This window comes from Stenotrophomonas sp. FSL W7-1447, assembly GCF_037966425.1.
GTDB classification, from domain to species: Bacteria; Pseudomonadota; Gammaproteobacteria; order Xanthomonadales; family Xanthomonadaceae; genus Stenotrophomonas; species Stenotrophomonas pavanii.
The window spans coordinates 507,333-524,701 of sequence record NZ_CP150199.1; the positions used below are offsets into that span (position 1 = coordinate 507,333).

Below are 17,369 nucleotides of genomic sequence, written 5' to 3' on the forward strand. Positions count from 1 at the left end.
CTGAATCATGCTGGGTAATCACCGCTGGCTGCGCGCCGGCCTGTTGATCATGTTGAGCGCTGTGCTGGGCGCCTGCTCCGGCCGTGATCCTGTCCCACCCGAGCCACTGGACCTGGCCCAGCCGATCGCGGTGGATCAGCCAGGTCAAGGGGTGAGTTTCGAGTTCGAGATGAACGCGCGAAATTACATCCCACACCGCACCTACGCCGTGGAGCTGGAGTTGCAGCGCCAAGCGACGCGCAAGCCCGACGAGCCTGACGTGGGCACAATGAGGATTCCGTTCGAGGTGACCCTGCAGCAATGGGGCGCTGATGCCTGGAAAGATGTTCCCACCTACGACAGCTACCAGGCGGGGGCACTCAACGCGGGAGAGCCGCTTCCGGAATGGCATGCATCCAGCGAATGGCGGTATACGTCGCCGCACATGGGCAGTGACGGCCAGTACACGCTGAGCCTGGTTGCTCTGCCAGTGGAGCCTGATACCCGCTATCGCGTACAGGTTCGCACGGTAAAGGCCACGCCGGAATTGCAGCATTACTCGGCCCAGTTGCGGGTACACGCCGCCCGACCGCCAGGAAAGTAATCAACCTCACCACCGGAAGGAACGAAGGAATCACCTTATGGACAAGCCACGCTACACCGTAGAGATCGTTATCGCTGCACCTGGCACGCCGCTGATCGACCCCAGGACGCACAAGCAGGCCGTCGACGCGGAGGGCATTCCGCAGACGTCCGCCCCCGGCCACATGTTCTACGTCCTGCATGCACCCGGCGTGCCTGCGAAGAGCTTCGGATTTGCTCCCAAGGAGCACGGAAGCATGAATGGTCCTGGCGCCATCATGGAGGATGATGCAACGGTCTATAAAGACCCGCGCTACACGCGCACCCTGGAGATCAGTGAAGATCAGTACAGGAAGCTCCAGCAGTTCGGCTCGGACCCGGAGAAATTCGGCTTCAGCAAGCATTATCAGGACGTGCGCAACAACTGCGTGGACTTCACCTGGGAAGCCTTGAACCACGCAGGCATCGAGCGGAAAAGAAGTATCGACGTGAACGCGCTGGGAGGTCCTGCTGGGCAGCTTCTTCCGGATGTCCGCATTCCCCTGGACATCAAGGGGGCAGGCAAGGATGGATTCCGACCGCTGCGCAACATCCATGGCGTGGACAGCATTGATCCGCCGTTTCCGGACAGCGAGCTCAATCAGAGGAAAACCAATCCCATGCCGGAGCGTAGTTTCAAGCAACACATGTTGAGTGACGCTGAGGGCATGGGCGAACGAAGCGGTGATCGTCTGGCCCGGCACGGTAACGATCCGCTGCTCTCGCAGATCCACCGAGGCGTGGCGCTGCTGGATGCAGAGCGGGGCCGCGACTTCGACGCCACCAGCGAGAACATCAGCGCCAGCCTGTACGTCCTGGCCAAGGCGAACGGCCTGACCCAGGTCGACCATGTGTTGCTGAGCGATCGCACCGCGCAGGCCGACGCTGCGCAGAACATCTTCATCGTGCAGGGCGAGCGCAACGATCCGGCACAGCTGCGCGCCAGCATGCCAACAGCGGCGGCTGCGCAGACACCGGCAGAAACTTCGTTCGAGCGTGCCGAGCAGCTGTCGCAGTCTGCACAGGTGCGCACGCAGGATGAACTGCAGCAGCGCCAGGTGCAGGAGCAGTCCGGTCCGCGCATGGCCTAGCGCAGCAAGCGCCACGGCGAGCCGACGTACTCGCGCTGGGCCGCCAACAACGCTGGAGGCGGCTCAGCCCAGACGGTGTGCCGGGTTCTGCTGCTGCTCCTGCTCACGGGCCTGCTGTTCGGGCACTAACCCCACGGCCGGCTGCTGCGGGGCCAACCCCAATTTCTGCATCGACTGCTCCACCGGCGTCTGCGCCGCCACGGCCGTCGGCATCATCGCGCGCAGGTGCGCCGGGTTGGCCGGGTCGCCCTGCACCACGAAGATGTTGTGCCCGGCCGGGTGCTGGGCCGTGGCGTTGCTGACCAGCACGTGGTCGACCTGCTGCAGGCCCTGCTCGCGGGCGAGTACGGTCAGGCTGGCGGTCAGGCGCTCACTGGTCTGGTCGAACGCACGGCCATGCTGGGCATCCAGAGCGGACACGCCCTGGCGGACCTGCTGATGGAGGCCATAGTCGGGGTGGTTGGGGGTGAGTTCTGCCATGGCGATCGAACGGTAGCGGTGGGTCGGGGTGAACCGCGCCAGTATAGATCCGGCCGGTGAAGGACGCCGGAAAGGTCAATCCGCCGGCCGGTGGTCATAGCTGATCACCCGTTCGGCCAGCCAGTGCCCGTCCACGCGGCGCCAGACCTGGATGAAACGGGCCTGGCCGACCCAGCGTTCCACCCCGTCCTTGCCGCGCTCGTAAAAACGGTGGTCGCCGATTTCCAGGGCTCGCTCATCATGCAGCGGGAACACCTGCAGCGAGGGCTCGACCCGCTCGCGGCGAAGGCGCCAGCCGCCCTTGCGCGTGCTGTCACACAGGCTGGCCACGCTGCGGCGGAAGTCCTCGCGGTTGCTGGCCGATTTGCCATCCTTGTCATGGAAGAACTCCATGTCTTCGGTGGTCATCGCGGCGGCCTTGTCGGCATCGCAGGCCTCGAAGGCGGCGGCGAACAGCTGGGTGTCGGCCTGGCGGATCTGCGCGCGCAGGGTGTCGGCGGGCGCTGGCGCGGCAACGAGGCCGGCGGCCAGCAAGGGCAGGGTGAGCAGCAGCATGGTGAGGCTCCAGGGAGGGTTCACGCAGGCTGGCATGGCGTTTGGGCCGCTGCAGCCGGCTTCCGACGAAACGGCCTCGCCACGGAATGAATGCCCATATTGGCGTCCCGGTTCCAGCCTTGAGGCCGTTGCCTGTGCAGGGGATGTCATGAGCGGCAGGGATTCCCTCACAGCCGCCACAGGTGACGGCCACTAGCCTGAAATCCTCCCCTTCCACAGGAGCGCCCATGCCTGCTTCCCGCATCCGCCTGCACGTTGAAGACACTGGTGGCGACGGCCGCCCGGTCATCCTGATCCATGGCTGGCCGCTGTCCGCCGATGCCTGGAAGACCCAGGTGGCGATCCTGCGCGATGCCCAGTATCGGGTCATCAGCTACGACCGGCGCGGCTTTGGCCGCTCTGACAAGCCGGCCGAGGGCTATGACTACGACACACTGGCGGCGGACCTGGCGGGGTTGATCGAGGAACGTGACCTGCGCGATGCCACCCTGGTCGGTTTCTCGATGGGCGGTGGCGAGGTGGCGCGCTACGTGGCCAACCACGGCCAGGATCGCCTGCGCAGTGTGGTGTTCGCTGCGGCGGTGCCGCCGTTCCTGCTGCGCAGTGACGACAACCCGGAGGGGCCGCTGACCCAGGACAAGGCCGATGAAATGCGCAGCGGATTGGAGAAGGACCGCGAGGCGTTCTTCGACGGCTTCACCCGCGGCTTCTTCAGCGCCAACGGCCAGCTGATGGTGACCGAAGAAACGCGCCAGGCGGCGATCGCGCTGTGCCATCAATCCGACCAGGCCGCGGCACTGGGTTGCATGCACGCGTTTGCCACCACTGATTTCCGGGATGACCTGAAAAAGATCACGGTGCCGACCCTGATCCTGCACGGTGACAGCGATGCCATCGTGCCGTTCGAGGGCTCCGGCCAGCGTACCCACGAGGCCATCAAGGGCAGCGAAGTGGTGATCCTGGAAGGCGCGCCGCATGGCTGCAACACCAGCCACGCCGACCGCTTCAATCTGGCCCTGCTGAACTTCCTGAAGCGCTAAGCTGCGGCCATGCGCCAGACCAGAACCCCCCCGTGGAAGAAGCCCAACCCCAAGGGCCAGACGTCGCAACCGCTGTCGGATGCGCAGAAGGCGGCGGCACGGCAACGTGCCGAGGAGAACGGGCGGCGCTATCCCAACCTGGTCGACAACATGTGGGCGGCGAAGCTGCCGCGTGGGTCGTGATTCATAGGCTGGGTGTGGCCCTGGTGTAGGGCCGGGCCGATGCTCGGCTGGCGCGCGCAGCGCGTGCCGTCCGGGAAAGGGGCAAAGGTCCGCCGAGCATGGGCTGAGCGCTACGGGCCGGGCAGTGGCTGCCAGCCCGACTCCCACCACGGTGCAACGTCGCGTTGCTGCACGTTGATCGTCTCGATCGGCAACCCGGCCAGCCGTGCCAGTTCCGCACGCAGCATTTCGGTGTCCACCGGCAGGGCGATGGCCACCTGCAGCCGGTCGGGCTGCTGGCGGACCTGCACGGGCACGACCGCATGGGCTTCATGCTCGCCACCGGTGCGGGCGATCGGGTAGCGCATCACTGTGGGTTGCCCCAGTTTTGCGAGTGTGGGCCGCCATGCCTGCAGCACCACCGGCTGTGCGGCCACGGGAGCCCGCACCTCGATGAGGGCACTCGGGTAGCCGATCAGGTTCCCCATCATCACCTGGAAGCGCGCGCCGTCGGGGATGGCCAGCACGGTGGCGATCAGCACCAGCAGCGAGAGGATGGCCGCAGCGACGTGCCAGCTGCGGGGTGCGGTGGCGGCGCGGGTTGCCGTACGCAGGCCCGGCCTGCGCCGCAGCGTGCGCGCGTAGATGCGCCGATCCTTCCTGCGCGGGCTGCTGCTGTGCGCCGGCAGATTCAACGGGACACGTGGCAGCCGAGCGGCGCGCGCATTGATCAGGCGTGCCAGCCACCACCACGCGAGCACGAACGCCAGCAGTGGCAGCAGCGCTCGTACGACCAGGTACAGCATCACCATCGGGAACACCTTGGGACTTGCGGACTCGGACAGCCCGCCATCGTAGCCGTGCCATGCGCTGCATGTCGCATCCGCCAGCCGACACGTGCGAAGCGCTTGGTTAGGATGGTTGTTTGCTGTCATGGATGAACCGATGAGCCCTGCCACGTCCCGAATCCGCCGCATCTGTGGGCAGGGGCCGATCCTGCTGATGCTGCAGCTGGTCGCACTGTTGTCCGTGGCACTGGCGTCCGGGTTCTTCCATTGTCGCGTCGATCTGCTGCTGGAACCGATCACCGAGGCCTGTGGTGGTCCGGATGCGCACGCGCGGCTGCAGATGGCCGAACAGGTGATGGCACGCGCCGGTGCGTTGGACGACTGGCAGCCGCTGAGCTGGATCCCGGTCGCGGGCATTGCATTGGCGCTGCTGGGTGCGATGGCCGTGTGTGCCAGCCGCGCGCTGTGGCTGCGTGACCGGCTGCGCACGGCGAACGTGGCACTGCTGGTGCTGCATGGCGCAGCGCTGGGCCTGGCCGGATGGACGCTGTATCTGTACGAGACTGCATGGAACAGCGTGGCACGGCTGTCACCCACGGCGTGCCTGATGGACCTGGTGGCGGAGGGCGATACCCCGCTGGCGCAGGCGCAACACGTGGTGTTCCATATCCTGGCGCGCGAGAACGCGACGTTGATGCGCAATCCGGATGACCTGGCGCTGGTGCTGGCGATGTTGCTGTTGGCGACGATGATGGGGGGCATCGGCCTGTGGCGGGGGATCGCGCGAGCCCGGGCGGGCTGATCCGAGCGCACGCTCGGCGGCGCACGCCAATCGCGTTACAGTCGACGCCTCGCCACTCCAGGGAAGACCCGATGCGCTTGTTGCTGCGAGCGTTGCCGTTGTTGCTGCTGTCGCTGGCGGTGCACGCCGCCGAGGTGGACCGCCGCATCGCGGTGACCATCGATGATCTGCCATGGGCACGGTTGGACCAGATCGTGCCGCCGGACCTGCAGGCGCGGCATGAGGCGTTGATGGCCCAGCTGCGTCAGGCAGGCGTGCCGGTGGTCGGCTTCGTCAACGAGAACAAGCTTGAGGTGGATGGACAGGTGCAGCCGGCGCGGGTGCAGATGCTGCGCGACTGGCGCGATGCCGGCTACGTGCTGGGAAATCACACCTTTTCGCACATGGATCTGAATGCGAAGGGCGTGGCGGCTTTCCAGCAGGATTTCCTGCGCGGCGAGACGGTGCTGCGGCCGTTGCTGGCCGAGAAGGGGCAGGCCCCACAGTGGATGCGCCACCCCTACCTGCGCGCTGGCCGTACTGCGGATGAGCGCATGCAGATGGATGGGTTCTTCAAGCAGCATGGCTACCGCGTGGCGCCGGTGACGGTGGACAACGGTGAGTGGGTGTGGGCGTTCGCCTATGCCAACGTGATGAACGAGCAGGCGGACTCGCCCGCGCGCGCAGCGACACTGGCGCAGCTGCGCAAGGGCTACGTGCCGTACATGCTGAACAAGCTGGACTATTACGAGAAGCAGTCGCAGGCGCTGCTGGGGTACGCGCTGCCGCAGGTGTGGCTGATGCACGCCAATGAGCTCAACGCGGCGACGTTTGCCGAACTGGTGGCGGCCACGAAGCGGCGCGGCTATCGCTTCATTTCACTGGACGAGGCGATGCGTGACCCGGCCTACGCGCGGGGTGCCGAGGGCTACAACGGCCGCTATGGCCCGAGCTGGCTGCACCGCTGGGCGATGGCGGAGAACAAGCCGAAGGACTTCTACGCCGGCGAACCCGAGGTGCCGGCGTGGGTGATGAAGCTGGCCAAGGTCGATTCGGAGTGACGCTCAGCGCTTGACGGCCAGCACGCCGTCCAGCGCCAGTTCGGCCTTGAAACCCGCCTTTTCCAGGCGCTTGGCCACTTCACGCGGCACGTCGCGGCCGCTGGTCAGCTTGTTCGGCGCGCCGGTGTAATGGAACAGTCGGCCGCCCTTGCGGATGACGCGGGCGAGGTGGTCATAGAACACCTGGGAGTACAGCTCGCCGGCGATGCCGAAGCGCGGTGGGTCGTGCAGGATCGCATCGACACTGTTGCTGGCCACCTGTTCGATCTGCTGCGAGACATCGCCGTGGCTGAACTGCAGGCGGCCACCGGCGGCAGCCGAGTCCGGATCCGGCGACCACGGGTTGAGCGTGCGCAGCCACATCACATCGGCGTTCTTCTCGAACGAACGGATCTGGCCGACACCGGCTTCCAGCGCACAGGCGGCGAAGTAGCCGAGGCCACCGCAGGTATCGAGGATGACCTTGCCGGCCGGAGCGACCAGCTCCACCTTGCGGCGCGCATCCTCGAACGGCGACAGCTTCGAGGTCGGCAGCATCTTGATGCCGTCGATCTCGAAGGTCGGTGCGCCCCATTCGGTCGGCACCAGCTTGATCAGCGAGCCGCTGTAGCGCGAGACCGGTGCGAATTCCTCGCCATCCCAGTAGTACAGCGTGCGGTCCTTCAGCTTGCCCGGCCAGGGGTAGGGCTGGCCCCGGAAGTGGAAGCCGTCCGCATCGAGCGCCACGCTGTCCTGGCTGCGGCCGAGATCGAGCGAGCCCTGCCAGTCGGCGGCGCCCTTGTCATGGGCACGGCGCAGGGTGTCGGCGCTGTCGCGGGTCAGCAGGGGGCCGGTGTAATGGGGCACGGCGGGTACCGGGGCGGTTCGGGGGAGGGCATGGTACCGCAGCTGTTGTAGAGCTGAGCCGATGTCAAAGCTGATCTACGCCCTGCGTGGAGGCAGACGGGAGCAGCCGGACGTGGGCTCGACGCTAGCGCTGGCTGGTGCAGCTGTAACCGTGCGTGCTTCCTTCCCCCGCGATCATGTTCACGCCACGCGACGGCTGCATGCCCTGCCGCGCGCACGATCGACGATGGACCTCCTGGGTTTCCGGCGGCTGCCGATCGAAGTCGTAGCGCATGCGGCCGTCCTCCTGCAGTAGCCAGTGCACGGTGACGCGCTCTTTCGTTCCGTCGCCGAGGTCCCAATCCAGAGTGCGCATGATCAGGATCTGGCCGTCGGGCAGCTCCCGGACTTCGTCATAGGCGCCCTGGGTCTTGGGGGCGCTCACCGCAAGCAGCAGGAACAGCAGCATCCGCATCGATCCTCAAAGAACACAGGATGTGCCCACGCCGCTCCAGGCAGCTATCAGAATCGTTGCGGATTACGGGCACTTCACCGCATACACCGGCCCGGCCCCGATCAGCATCAGCGCCATGTAGTCGCTGTCGCTGGCTTTTCCTTTCAGCGTCGCGCCCTTGTTGAAGTGGAAGATGCCGAAGCCGCCGGACATGCGGATCAGGGCACTGTCGATCTGGTCGGCGTCGTCGCGGAAGTAACGGCTGATCTCGCTGCGGGTGGCCTTGTGCAGGGCGTTCGGTTCGCGCTGCCACTGCTCGCCACGGATGAAGGAAACGAAGTACTGGCTGCCTTCCTTGTCGATGCGGAAGTCGGCGGGCTTGCGCGCGGCGGTGGCGAAGCAGCCCTGCAATGGGTCGGCGGAGAAGGGCAGCCGCGCATCGTCGCCGCAGGCAGTGAGCAGCAGGAGGGCACCGGGCAGCAGCAGGCGGCGCGCGCGCATGGGATGTCCCTACAGGGCAGGTGCGGCTAGTGTAGGCAGCACGCGGGCGTGGCCCGTACAGAAATTCGGCAAGGACACAGGGGTTTTCGGATGGCACAGGGCAAGGCACCGTGGTGCGGCGTGGCCAGTTGGCTGGGGATTGCTGCGGGCTGGGGCGCGGGCACCGTGGCGGCGCAGGCGGCAGTCGCCGCCGGTGGCAATGGCATGGCCGCTGGGCTGGGGGTGGGCGTGCTGGGCGCGGCCTTGGTGGGCGGCGGCCTGGCAGTGGCCTCGCGCGTGCGTGGCGAGCGCTGGCCATGGATCGGCATCGGCGGTGCGGTGCTGAGTGCGCTGCCGCTGCTGATGTACCTGCTGCGGATGATGCTGAAGCTCTAGCGATGGTGCCGGCCGCTGGCCGGCAATACCTGGCGGCTCACTCGCTGCGGTGGATCTCCACCGTCACATGCACCAGCTCTTCATGGATCGCCAGCGCGTTGCGCACGGTATCGGCATCCAGCGTGGCGTCGCTGGTGACCACGCTGGCGCTGACCGCGTACTTGCCGCGACCGACCTGCCAGACGTGCAGGTCGGCCAGGCGTGCCGGCCACGGGCCCTGTTCGATCACTTCGCGCACTTCGGCCACCACCGGCGCGTCCATCTGCGCGTCGAGCAGGATGCGGCCGCTGTCGCGCAGCAGGCCGACCGCCCACACCGTGACCAGCACGGCGCCGACCAGGCCCATCACCGGGTCCAGCCAGGTCAGGCCGAGCAGCTTGCCGCCGAGCAGGGCGACGATGGCCAGCACCGAGGTGGCGGCGTCGGCCAGCACATGGACGTAGGCCGAGCGCAGATTGAGGTCGTGACCGTGCGCATGGCCGTGGTCGTGGTGGTCGTGGCCATGCCCATGCCCGTGGTCATGGTGATGGGCATGACTGTGGTGATGATGCGCGTGGCCCGGGCTGTCGTGCAGCCACCAGGCGCACAGCAGGTTCACGCCCAGCCCGACGGCCGCAATGGCGATGGCTTCGTTGTAGTGGATCGGCGCCGGTACCCACAGCCGCTCCAGCGATTGCACGGCCATCAGCGCGGCCACGCCGAGCAGGGCGATGGCGCTGGTATAGCCGGCCAGGATCTCGATCTTCCAGGTGCCGAAGGCGAAGCGCGGGTCGTGCGCGTAGCGGCGTGCGCAGCGGTACGCAAACACTGAAAGCCCGAGCGCCAGCGCATGCGAACTCATGTGCCAGCCATCGGCGAGCACGGCCATGGAGTTGAACCACCAGCCGCCGACGATCTCCACGACCATCATGCTGACGGTGAGCCACAGGGCGCGGCGGGTATTGCGTTCGGCCAGCGGATTGCCGTCGTCGAAGCGGTGTTCGTGGCGACGGGCGGCGGCGAGGGCGTCCAGGTGCATGGAGGGTGACCAACGGAGGTGGAGTGGATACCCCCATAGGGTATATGATCCAGCCATGGCCCATGTACACAGGAATCGAAAGCAGCTGCTGACCCGGGTGCGCCGCATCGCCGGCCAGGTCGCGGCACTGGAGCAGGCACTGGACACGCCCGAGGGCGAGGCCGGCGACTGTGCGGACGTGCTGGTGCAGGTTGCCGCCGTGCGCGGCGCCGCCCACAGCCTGCTGATGGAGCTGCTGCACGAGCACCTGCAGGAACACGTGGTGGGCGCCGAAGACCCGCAGCAGCGGGCGGCCGAGGCCGAGGTGCTGGTCGAGCTGCTGCGGCGCTACGGCAAATAGGCCGAGGGCGGGTAGAGTCGACTGTTAGTCGACTGCTCTTCGCTCAGGCGGCATGAGATTCCGCGCTTCGCGCGATAGTCGACTAACAGTCGACTCTACCCCCGTGGCGGTGCCGCGCGTTCCAGATATGCGTGGCGGCCAGCAGCAGGCTGCCGGTGACCGTCATCGGTGTTTCCCAGTCGTGCGAGGGCAGCGCCAGTGCACCGGCCAGCAGCAGGCCGAGCCCGGTGCCGGCGGTGGCCCAGGCCAGCACCGGCAGCGGGTGACGGCGTTCGGCGCGCCATAGCGCGTAGCCGGTCAACGGCAAGGCGATGGCCACGAACAGCAGGTGGACCCATTCCGCTTCGGCCCAGGTGCCGAACAGGGGCAGCGCGGCGGCAAGCAGGGGCAGCGCCAGGCAGTGCAGCAGGCACAGGCTGGACAGGGCGACCGCGCCGGCATCAAGCAGGGCGGCTGACGGGGACTTCATCGGGGAGGCTCCTTGCGCAACAAGTGTTATACAGTAACATTTCCGTTCCGCAGCCAACCCGCTCCGACATGAACACTGCTTCCCGCGCCGACCGTCGCCTTCCGGTCACCGTGCTTTCCGGCTTCCTGGGGGCCGGCAAGACCACCCTGCTCAACCAGATCCTGCGCAACCGCGAGGGCCTGCGCGTGGCGGTCATCGTCAACGACACGAGCGAGGTCAACATCGATGCGCAGCTGCTGCGCGAGGGCGGCGCCGAACTGCGCCGCACCGAAGAGACGCTGGTGGAATTCAGCAATGGCTGCATCTGCTGCACGCTGCGCGACGACCTGCTGCAGGAAGTGCGGCGGCTGGCCGACGCCGGGCGCTATGACTATCTGCTGATCGAGTCGACCGGGATCGGTGAGCCGATGCCGGTGGCGGCCACCTTCGCGGTACGCGACGAGCAGGGCTTCAGCCTGAGTGACATCGCGCGCCTGGACACGATGGTGACGGTGGTGGATGGCAGCGCGTTCCTCGCCGACTTCGGCTCGACGCTGCGCCTGGCCGAGCGTGGCCAGCAGGCCGGGCCAGACGACGATCGCGGCGTGGTCGACCTGTTGTGCGAGCAGGTCGAGTTTGCCGACGTGATCGTGGTCAGCAAGGTCGACCAGACCGATGACGAAGTGCTGCAGGACACGCTGGCCGTGCTGCGCGGCCTGAACCGCGACGCGAAGCTGCTGCTGTCCCGCTTCGGTGACGTGCCCCTGGCCGAGCTGCTGGACACCGGTCGCTTCGACTTCGAGCGTGCGCAACGCGCGCCGGGCTGGGTGAAGGAACTGCGTGGCGAGCACACGCCGGAAACCGAGGAGTACGGCATCGGCAGTTTCGTCTACCGCTCGCGGCGACCGTTCCATCCCGCCCGCTTCGCCCGCGCGCTGCAGTCGGGCATGCCGGGCGTGATCCGCAGCAAGGGCTGGTTCTGGCTGGCCAACCGCATGGACTGGGTGGGTGAGCTGAGCAGCGTCGGCGTCGCGACACGCACGCAGGCCGCAGGGTTCTGGTATGCCGCGCGCGATCGCGTACGCGCAGGGCTGGAGGACACGCCGCCGTTGCTGCCACCTACGCCGCTGCCGTACAGCGACCTCGGCTGGGCGCGGCAGCAGGCCGATTGCTGGAGCGCACCGTTGCCGGGGCCGGAGCACTTCCCGGATGCGGCCGCGCATCTGGCGATGCAGCGCCTGTGGCACCCGTTGTGGGGGGATCGCCGCCAGGAACTGGTGGTGATCGGCGTGCACATGGATGAGCGTGCGGTTCGTGCGGAACTGGATGCCTGCCTGCTCAACGACCAGGAACTGCGTGCCGGACCGCTGCTGTGGCAGCAGATGCCGCAGGCGTTCCCGGTGTGGAAGCGGTGACGGTGCACTGAGGATCCATGGGTGCCGGCCAGCGGCCGGCACTACCCCTGGTCGATACGCCATCCACGCATGGCATGGATCTACAAGGCGTCGCGCCACTGCCAACCCTCGGCGCTCACCTGCAACACCTGCGTCGGCTGCAACGCCTGCAGCAGGTGCCGGTCGTGGCTGGCCATCACCAGTGCTCCCGGCCAGGCCGCCAGCAGTGCTTCCAGCGCCTGCACGGCACCCAGATCCAGCGCATTGCCGGGCTCGTCCAGCAGCAATAGCTGCGGTGCCGGATCGGCATACAGCACGCTGGCCAGCGCGCCTTTCACCCGCTCGCCGTCGCTGAGGTGGTGGGCGGCACGCTGGATGCGCTGGGCGTCCAACCCCAGCAGGGCCAGCCGTGTGCGCAGTTCAGCGGTATCGGTCGCCGGGTTGGCAGCCTGCACGGTGTCGAGAATGCTGCGTTCGCCGGAGAGTCCCAGCAGCTGCTGGTCGAGCAGCGCCAGCGGCGCATGCCGTTGCACGGTGCCACTGCGTGCAGGCAGCTGGCCGGCCAACACGCGCAACAGCGTGGACTTGCCACTGCCGTTGTCGCCGACCACGGCGATGCGCTGGCCGCGGCGGATCTCCAGCTGCAACGGCGCGCGGCAGCCATGCGGCAGCACCAGCGACTCGGCCTGCAGCAGTCGTGCGCTGCCTCGCTCGCCCTCACTGGTGAACAGTGCCAGCTCCGGTGCGGTGTGAACCGCCGAGGCCGCTGCGCGCAGCTGCTCTGCGCTGGCCTGCAGGCGCTCGGCCTGTACCTGCTGCGCGCGGCCATGGCTGGCCTCGGCACGCTGCTTCTGCCGGCCGAGCAGGATCGGTGCCTGGTTGGCCTGCTTCGCATCACGATTGCCGCGCGCCTGGCGTTGCTGTTGCCGTTCGTGCTGTTCGCGCGCACTGCGCTGCTGCTGCCGGTGCTGGGCGCGGGCGTGGTCGAGCTGCGCAGCGGCCGCTTCGCGCTCGGCGGCCCGCGCGTCGGCGTAGTGCTGCCACGGCCCGCCATAGCGATGCAGTCCGCGCGCGTCGAGCTCGACGATCTGCTGCATGTGCGCCAGCAGTTCGCGATCATGGCTGATCACCAGCAGGCCGCCGCGCCACTGCTGCAACCGTTCGTACAACTGCTGGCGATGACGGGCATCGAGGTGGTTGCTGGGTTCGTCCAGGATCAGCCAATCGGCGCCGCTGGCCCAGGCGCCGGACAGCGCCACCTGCATGGCCTGCCCGCCACTGAGGCGCGCAGCGGGTTGGGCGGGATCGAGATCGCCGGGCAGCCCGAGCACCTGCCATTGCTGCCGCAGGCGCTCGCGCAGATCCCAGCGCTCGCCGACGCAGGCGAAATCGGCTTCGTCCACGCCGCCGGCTTCGATGCGTTGCAGCGCGGCCAGTGCCTCGCCGACGCCGGCCAGTTCGCCGACCGTGCCGGCGGGCGGATAGCCGGGTGTCGGCAACAGGAACATGCGGCCGCTGCCGCGGATCTGCCCGCTGTCGGGCAGCAGCCGGCCGGCGAGCAGGCGTGCGAGCACGCTCTTGCCGGTGCCATTGGCACCGACCAGACCGGTGGCGACGGGTTCGAAGGAAAACGTCAGATCGGCGAGCAGCGGGCGGCCGTCTGCCAATCGATACGACACGCGATCGAGCGTGAGGGAATGCGGGGTCATGCGACCTCCATGGATGCCGGGTTCTCCCCTGCGCGCAGGGGCGGGAAGAGTCAGGCCGTCTAATGGGAAGACGGCGGCATCAATGGCGCATCGGTCGCGAGCCTCTTGGAGGAATGAGAGGCCAGTATAGCGGGGCTGGCTGAATGGCTGCGTGCAGCCGCAGAGCCAAGCCATGCTCGGCTGACCTTGAGCATCCACGCATGGCGTGGATCTACGGCACGGTACCCAGCCGGGCGCCGACGAAGTCGATGAACACCCTCAGCTTCGGCAGCACGTGGCGGCCCGAGGGCCACAACAAGTGGAAGGTGCCGCAGGAGTGCACATGATCTTCCAGCACGGTGACCAGGCGGCCGTCGGCCAGCGCCTCGCGCACCGAGTGCACCGGCACGAAGGCCAGGCCGGTATCGCGTAGCGCCAGCGCCACCCGTGCTTCGATGGTGTTGGCCACCATGTGCACCGGAAGTTCCTGTGGCGTTTGATCGTCGGGCCAGTGGATCGGCCACGGCTCCAGCTTGCCGGTGGTGGGGAAGCGATAGTGCAGCAGCGTGTGCTGCATCAGTTCCGCCGGCGTGCGCGGAACCCCGCGGCGCTGCAGGTAGCCCGGCGAGGCGATGACACGGCGCGGGAACACCCCCAGCCGGCGTGCGTTCATCCGCGAGTCACTGGGTTCACCCACGCGCAGCACCGCATCGAAGCCTTCCTCGATGACATCGACCAGGCGATCGCTGAAGTCGAGATCCAGGCGGATATCCGGGTACGCCGCCATGAACTCGGCCATCAACGGCAGGGTGAGGTCGCCGACCAGCGGCAGGCTGATGCGCAGCGTGCCGCTGGGCGTGGCGTGCGGTTGTGCCAGCTCGGTGCGGGCCGCATCGCGTTCGTCGAGGATGCGCCGGCAGCGCGCCAGGAACAGCTGGCCTTCGGCGGTGAGGGTGATGCTGCGCGTGCTGCGGTGGAACAGGCGCACGCCGAGCGCATGCTCCAGCCGCGCAACGCACTTGCCGGCGGCGGAAGCAGAGATACCCTGCAGGCGCCCGGTCTCGACGAAGCTGCGGGTGTCGGCGGCGTGGACGAAGGTCTGCAGGTTGGCGAGGTTGTCCAGGACTGACATCGGCGTAGGGGCAATGAAAGCGGCAGGGTAGGGGCGGGTGTTCGCGGCGGGCGGCGGCGCCACCGCAACACTGTGGTGCGGGACGGGCGGTGGCCCTTGCGGCCTTGGAGTTCCGGCCATCATGCCGATTGCGGACTGCACGGTCCATGATGCCCGGAGCCGCAACCGGCTTTTTGCGCCGCGCCGTGCTGCCTAACGTGGCGGGCCTCTCCCCCACGGATCACCGCGATGAATGCCGCTCTTTCCCTTGAACGCGCACCGACGCTGCCTTCGGTGCAGCGCGTGCTGCAGCAGGTCCACCCGACGCGCCTGGTGGGTGCGGTGGTGCTGGTGCGCGAACATGGCGTGCTGCGCCACGCCAGCGCGACCGGGCTGGCCGAGCGGGAGTCGGGCATGCCGATGCAGCGCGACCAGCTGTTCCGGCTGGCCTCGGTCAGCAAGCCACTGCTGAGCACGGTGATCCTGCGCCTGGTGGCCGAAGGCGTGCTCGACCTCGATACGCCGGTGCAGCGCTGGCTGCCGGACTTCCGGCCGGCGCTGGCCGATGGCCGCAGGCCGCCGATCAGCTTGCGCCAGCTGCTCAGCCACAGCAGCGGGCTGGGCTACCGCTTCCTGGAAGCCGATGCGCACGGACCGTACGCCCGGGCCGGCGTCAGCGATGGCATGGACGCCAGCCCGGTGTCCCTGGCCGAGAACGTGCGCCGTATCGCACAGGCGCCGCTGCTGTTCGAACCGGGCAGCCAGTGGCTGTACTCGCTGGGTGTGGACGTGGCCGGTGCGGTGGCCGAAGCGGCGACCGGTGAAACGTTGCAGGCGCTGTTCGAGCGTCTGCTGGCTGCCCCGTTGGGCCTGCGCGATACGGCGTTCGCCACGCGCGCTGCCGAGCGCCTGGCAACGCCCTACGTGAGCGACACGCCGCAGCCGCATCGCCTGCAGGAAGGCGAGATGGTCGCCCCGTTCGAGGGCACGGTCGGCATCGAGTACAGCCTTGCGCGCGCCACCGATGCCAGCCGCTTCGCCTCGGCCGGTGCGGGCCTGGTCGGCACCGCCGAGGAGGTGATGGCAGTGCTGGAGGCGCTGCGAGACGTGCGCACATCCGACCTGCTGCCGCCCGCGCTGGCGGCAGAGATGGCCAGCCCGCAGGTGGGCGAACAGGGGCCGCCGGAGCCTGCCGGCTGGGGCTTCGGGCTGGGCTTTGCGGTGCTGCGTGATGCCGCCGCCAGTGGTACCCCGCAGGGCATGGGCAGCTGGCGCTGGGGCGGTGCGTACGGGCACAGCTGGTTCGTCGATCCGGCGCGCGGGCTGAGCGTGGTGGCGCTGACCAACACGCTGTACGAAGGCATGGATGGCGCCTTTGTCGATGAACTGCGCGACGCGGTCTATGCCGACCTGGAGACCACGCGATGAGCGGCCATGCCATCGATGCCGCCAGTCCGGCGGGCGAGGCCACGCGCCTGCCGTGGGCGGGCCTGCTGGCGCTGGCCGGCGGCGGCTTCATCACCCTGCTGACCGAGACCCTGCCGGCCGGCGTGCTGCGGCCGATGGGCGAGAGCCTGGGCGTGAGTGATGCCGCCGTGGGCCAGCTGGTCAGTGTGTATGCGCTGGGCTCGGTGATGGCGGCACTGCCGATGACCGCGTTGACCCAGCGCCTGCCACGACGCCCGCTGCTGCTGGCGGCCATCGCCGGCTTCGTGGTGGTCAACACGCTGACCGCGTTGAGCAGCAGCTATGCACTGATCCTCGCTGCGCGCTTCCTGGCCGGGGTGAGTGGTGGCCTGCTGTGGTCGCTGGTGGCCGGCTACGCCGCGCGCATGGTGGTGCCGTCGCTGCAGGGACGGGCCATCGCGGTCGCGATGGTCGGCTCGCCGCTGGCGCTGTCGCTGGGGGTGCCGGCGGGGACACTGCTGGGCCAGCAGATCGGCTGGCGCTGGGCGTTCGCGCTGATGAGCGTGCTGGGCCTGCTGCTGCTGGCCTACGCGCGCTGGGCGTTGCCTGCGCTGCCGGCCGCCGGGGCCGGGCAACGCACTTCGCTGGCGACCGTGTGGCGCCTGCCCGGTGTACGCAGTGCGCTGTTGGTGATGGCGCTGTACGTGCTGGCGCACAACGTGCTCTACACCTACATCGAGCCGCTGGCGGTCGATGCGGGCGCCGGTGCATGGCTGGACCGGCTGCTGCTCGCCTTCGGCGTGGCAGCCATCGCCGGCATCGGCATTGCCGGCTGGGGCGTGGATCGCCACCTGTACGCACTGGTGTGGGCAGCGGTGATCGGCTTCATCGTGCCGGTGCTGGCGTTGCTGGTGTGGCCCGGCGTGGCAGCGGCACTGCTGCTGGCGACGATCCTGTGGGGCGTGGCATTCGGCGCGGTGCCGACCCTGTTCCAGGCCGCATTGGCCCGGCGTGCCGGGTCTGCGGCCGATCTGGCGCAGTCGATGCTGGTGACCGGCTGGAACCTGGCCATCGCCGGCGGGGGCGTAGCGGGCGGCGTGCTGCTGCAGGCCAGCGGCCCCCGCCAGCTGGGATGGCTGCCGTTGCTGTTGCTGGCAGTGACCGCCGCGTGGCTGTTGGCACGCCCGAAGGCGTGGGCGTAGGTGGCGATCACGGGTCAGGCGGTGCCGGCCAGCGGCCGGCACCGCCGG

At 68.3% G+C, this 17,369-nt stretch carries 21 protein-coding genes; 11 read left to right on the top strand and 10 right to left on the bottom strand.

Annotated elements, in window-relative coordinates:
• The first annotated feature begins 7 nt into the window (after window positions 1–7).
• Window positions 8–583, top strand: coding sequence for a hypothetical protein (locus NSQ78_RS02300; protein WP_064237538.1), 576 nt, complete (start codon window positions 8–10; stop codon window positions 581–583).
• A 37-nt stretch (window positions 584–620) separates the two neighbouring features.
• A complete protein-coding gene (locus NSQ78_RS02305) occupies window positions 621–1,691 on the top strand; it encodes an XVIPCD domain-containing protein (protein WP_049470205.1) in 1,071 nt (356 codons plus the stop codon).
• 63 nt (window positions 1,692–1,754) lie between these two features.
• Here NSQ78_RS02305 and NSQ78_RS02310 read toward each other — a convergent pair whose 3' ends face one another.
• Together NSQ78_RS02310 and NSQ78_RS02315 are read right to left on the bottom strand one after the other, a co-directional pair.
• Window positions 1,755–2,171 (bottom strand): XVIPCD domain-containing protein, encoded by a 417-nt coding sequence (locus NSQ78_RS02310; protein WP_049470202.1) that lies wholly within the window; start codon window positions 2,169–2,171, stop codon window positions 1,755–1,757.
• A 75-nt stretch (window positions 2,172–2,246) separates the two neighbouring features.
• Window positions 2,247–2,726, bottom strand: coding sequence for a nuclear transport factor 2 family protein (locus tag NSQ78_RS02315; RefSeq protein WP_049438956.1), 480 nt, complete (start codon window positions 2,724–2,726; stop codon window positions 2,247–2,249).
• Window positions 2,727–2,953: 227 nt separating this feature from the next.
• Here NSQ78_RS02315 and NSQ78_RS02320 point away from each other — a divergent pair, with 227 nt between their 5' ends.
• Both NSQ78_RS02320 and NSQ78_RS02325 read left to right on the top strand, forming a co-directional pair.
• A complete protein-coding gene (locus tag NSQ78_RS02320; RefSeq protein WP_064237539.1) occupies window positions 2,954–3,766 on the top strand; it encodes an alpha/beta hydrolase in 813 nt (270 codons plus the stop codon).
• Between the two features lie 9 nt (window positions 3,767–3,775).
• Window positions 3,776–3,949 (top strand): hypothetical protein, encoded by a 174-nt coding sequence (locus NSQ78_RS02325; RefSeq protein WP_005415066.1) that lies wholly within the window; start codon window positions 3,776–3,778, stop codon window positions 3,947–3,949.
• A 110-nt stretch (window positions 3,950–4,059) separates the two neighbouring features.
• Here the strand turns inward: NSQ78_RS02325 and NSQ78_RS02330 are convergent, their stop codons facing one another.
• Entirely contained in the window at window positions 4,060–4,740 is a 681-nt protein-coding gene (locus NSQ78_RS02330; protein WP_064237540.1) for a hypothetical protein, read from the bottom strand.
• 133 nt (window positions 4,741–4,873) lie between these two features.
• On the opposite strand from NSQ78_RS02330, the gene NSQ78_RS02335 reads away from it, so the two are divergent.
• Entirely contained in the window at window positions 4,874–5,518 is a 645-nt protein-coding gene (locus tag NSQ78_RS02335) for a hypothetical protein (RefSeq protein ID WP_149901996.1), read from the top strand.
• Window positions 5,519–5,589: 71 nt separating this feature from the next.
• Window positions 5,590–6,558, top strand: a complete 969-nt coding sequence (locus NSQ78_RS02340; RefSeq protein WP_057494957.1) for a polysaccharide deacetylase family protein — start codon at window positions 5,590–5,592, stop codon at window positions 6,556–6,558.
• 3 nt (window positions 6,559–6,561) lie between these two features.
• On the opposite strand, the gene NSQ78_RS02345 is transcribed toward NSQ78_RS02340, so the two are convergent.
• The 3 genes from NSQ78_RS02345 to NSQ78_RS02355 form a co-directional block, all read right to left on the bottom strand.
• On the bottom strand, window positions 6,562–7,404 hold the full coding sequence (locus NSQ78_RS02345; RefSeq protein WP_064237542.1) for an MnmC family methyltransferase: 843 nt from the start codon (window positions 7,402–7,404) through the stop codon (window positions 6,562–6,564).
• A gap of 124 nt (window positions 7,405–7,528) precedes the next feature.
• Window positions 7,529–7,852 (bottom strand): hypothetical protein, encoded by a 324-nt coding sequence (locus NSQ78_RS02350; protein WP_064239599.1) that lies wholly within the window; start codon window positions 7,850–7,852, stop codon window positions 7,529–7,531.
• A 69-nt stretch (window positions 7,853–7,921) separates the two neighbouring features.
• Window positions 7,922–8,338, bottom strand: a complete 417-nt coding sequence (locus tag NSQ78_RS02355; RefSeq protein WP_064237543.1) for a hypothetical protein — start codon at window positions 8,336–8,338, stop codon at window positions 7,922–7,924.
• A 90-nt stretch (window positions 8,339–8,428) separates the two neighbouring features.
• On the opposite strand from NSQ78_RS02355, the gene NSQ78_RS02360 reads away from it, so the two are divergent.
• Window positions 8,429–8,713: a hypothetical protein gene (locus NSQ78_RS02360; RefSeq protein WP_064237544.1), complete on the top strand. Its 285-nt coding sequence runs from the start codon at window positions 8,429–8,431 to the stop codon at window positions 8,711–8,713.
• Window positions 8,714–8,750: 37 nt separating this feature from the next.
• Here NSQ78_RS02360 and dmeF read toward each other — a convergent pair whose 3' ends face one another.
• Window positions 8,751–9,731 carry a CDF family Co(II)/Ni(II) efflux transporter DmeF gene (dmeF, locus tag NSQ78_RS02365; protein ID WP_064237545.1) on the bottom strand — a complete coding sequence of 327 codons (981 nt, stop codon included), beginning with the start codon at window positions 9,729–9,731 and terminating at the stop codon, window positions 8,751–8,753.
• A 55-nt stretch (window positions 9,732–9,786) separates the two neighbouring features.
• Between dmeF and NSQ78_RS02370 the strand changes: the two genes are divergently transcribed.
• Complete coding sequence (locus NSQ78_RS02370; protein WP_049466065.1) at window positions 9,787–10,071, top strand: metal/formaldehyde-sensitive transcriptional repressor; 285 nt, start codon at window positions 9,787–9,789, stop codon at window positions 10,069–10,071.
• An 82-nt stretch (window positions 10,072–10,153) separates the two neighbouring features.
• On the opposite strand, the gene NSQ78_RS02375 is transcribed toward NSQ78_RS02370, so the two are convergent.
• A complete protein-coding gene (locus tag NSQ78_RS02375) occupies window positions 10,154–10,540 on the bottom strand; it encodes a MerC domain-containing protein (RefSeq protein ID WP_064237546.1) in 387 nt (128 codons plus the stop codon).
• 68 nt (window positions 10,541–10,608) lie between these two features.
• Here NSQ78_RS02375 and NSQ78_RS02380 point away from each other — a divergent pair, with 68 nt between their 5' ends.
• Complete coding sequence (locus tag NSQ78_RS02380) at window positions 10,609–11,934, top strand: GTP-binding protein (protein ID WP_064237547.1); 1,326 nt, start codon at window positions 10,609–10,611, stop codon at window positions 11,932–11,934.
• 80 nt (window positions 11,935–12,014) lie between these two features.
• On the opposite strand, the gene NSQ78_RS02385 is transcribed toward NSQ78_RS02380, so the two are convergent.
• Together NSQ78_RS02385 and NSQ78_RS02390 are read right to left on the bottom strand one after the other, a co-directional pair.
• Window positions 12,015–13,622, bottom strand: coding sequence for an ATP-binding cassette domain-containing protein (locus NSQ78_RS02385; RefSeq protein ID WP_064237548.1), 1,608 nt, complete (start codon window positions 13,620–13,622; stop codon window positions 12,015–12,017).
• A gap of 211 nt (window positions 13,623–13,833) precedes the next feature.
• Entirely contained in the window at window positions 13,834–14,733 is a 900-nt protein-coding gene (locus tag NSQ78_RS02390) for a LysR family transcriptional regulator (protein WP_053462037.1), read from the bottom strand.
• 228 nt (window positions 14,734–14,961) lie between these two features.
• Between NSQ78_RS02390 and NSQ78_RS02395 the strand changes: the two genes are divergently transcribed.
• Both NSQ78_RS02395 and NSQ78_RS02400 read left to right on the top strand, forming a co-directional pair.
• Window positions 14,962–16,140 (top strand): serine hydrolase domain-containing protein, encoded by a 1,179-nt coding sequence (locus tag NSQ78_RS02395; protein WP_064237549.1) that lies wholly within the window; start codon window positions 14,962–14,964, stop codon window positions 16,138–16,140.
• Window positions 16,137–17,321, top strand: coding sequence for an MFS transporter (locus NSQ78_RS02400; protein ID WP_064237550.1), 1,185 nt, complete (start codon window positions 16,137–16,139; stop codon window positions 17,319–17,321). The genes NSQ78_RS02395 and NSQ78_RS02400 overlap by 4 nt, the downstream gene beginning before the upstream one ends.
• The last annotated feature ends 48 nt before the right edge of the window (window positions 17,322–17,369 follow it).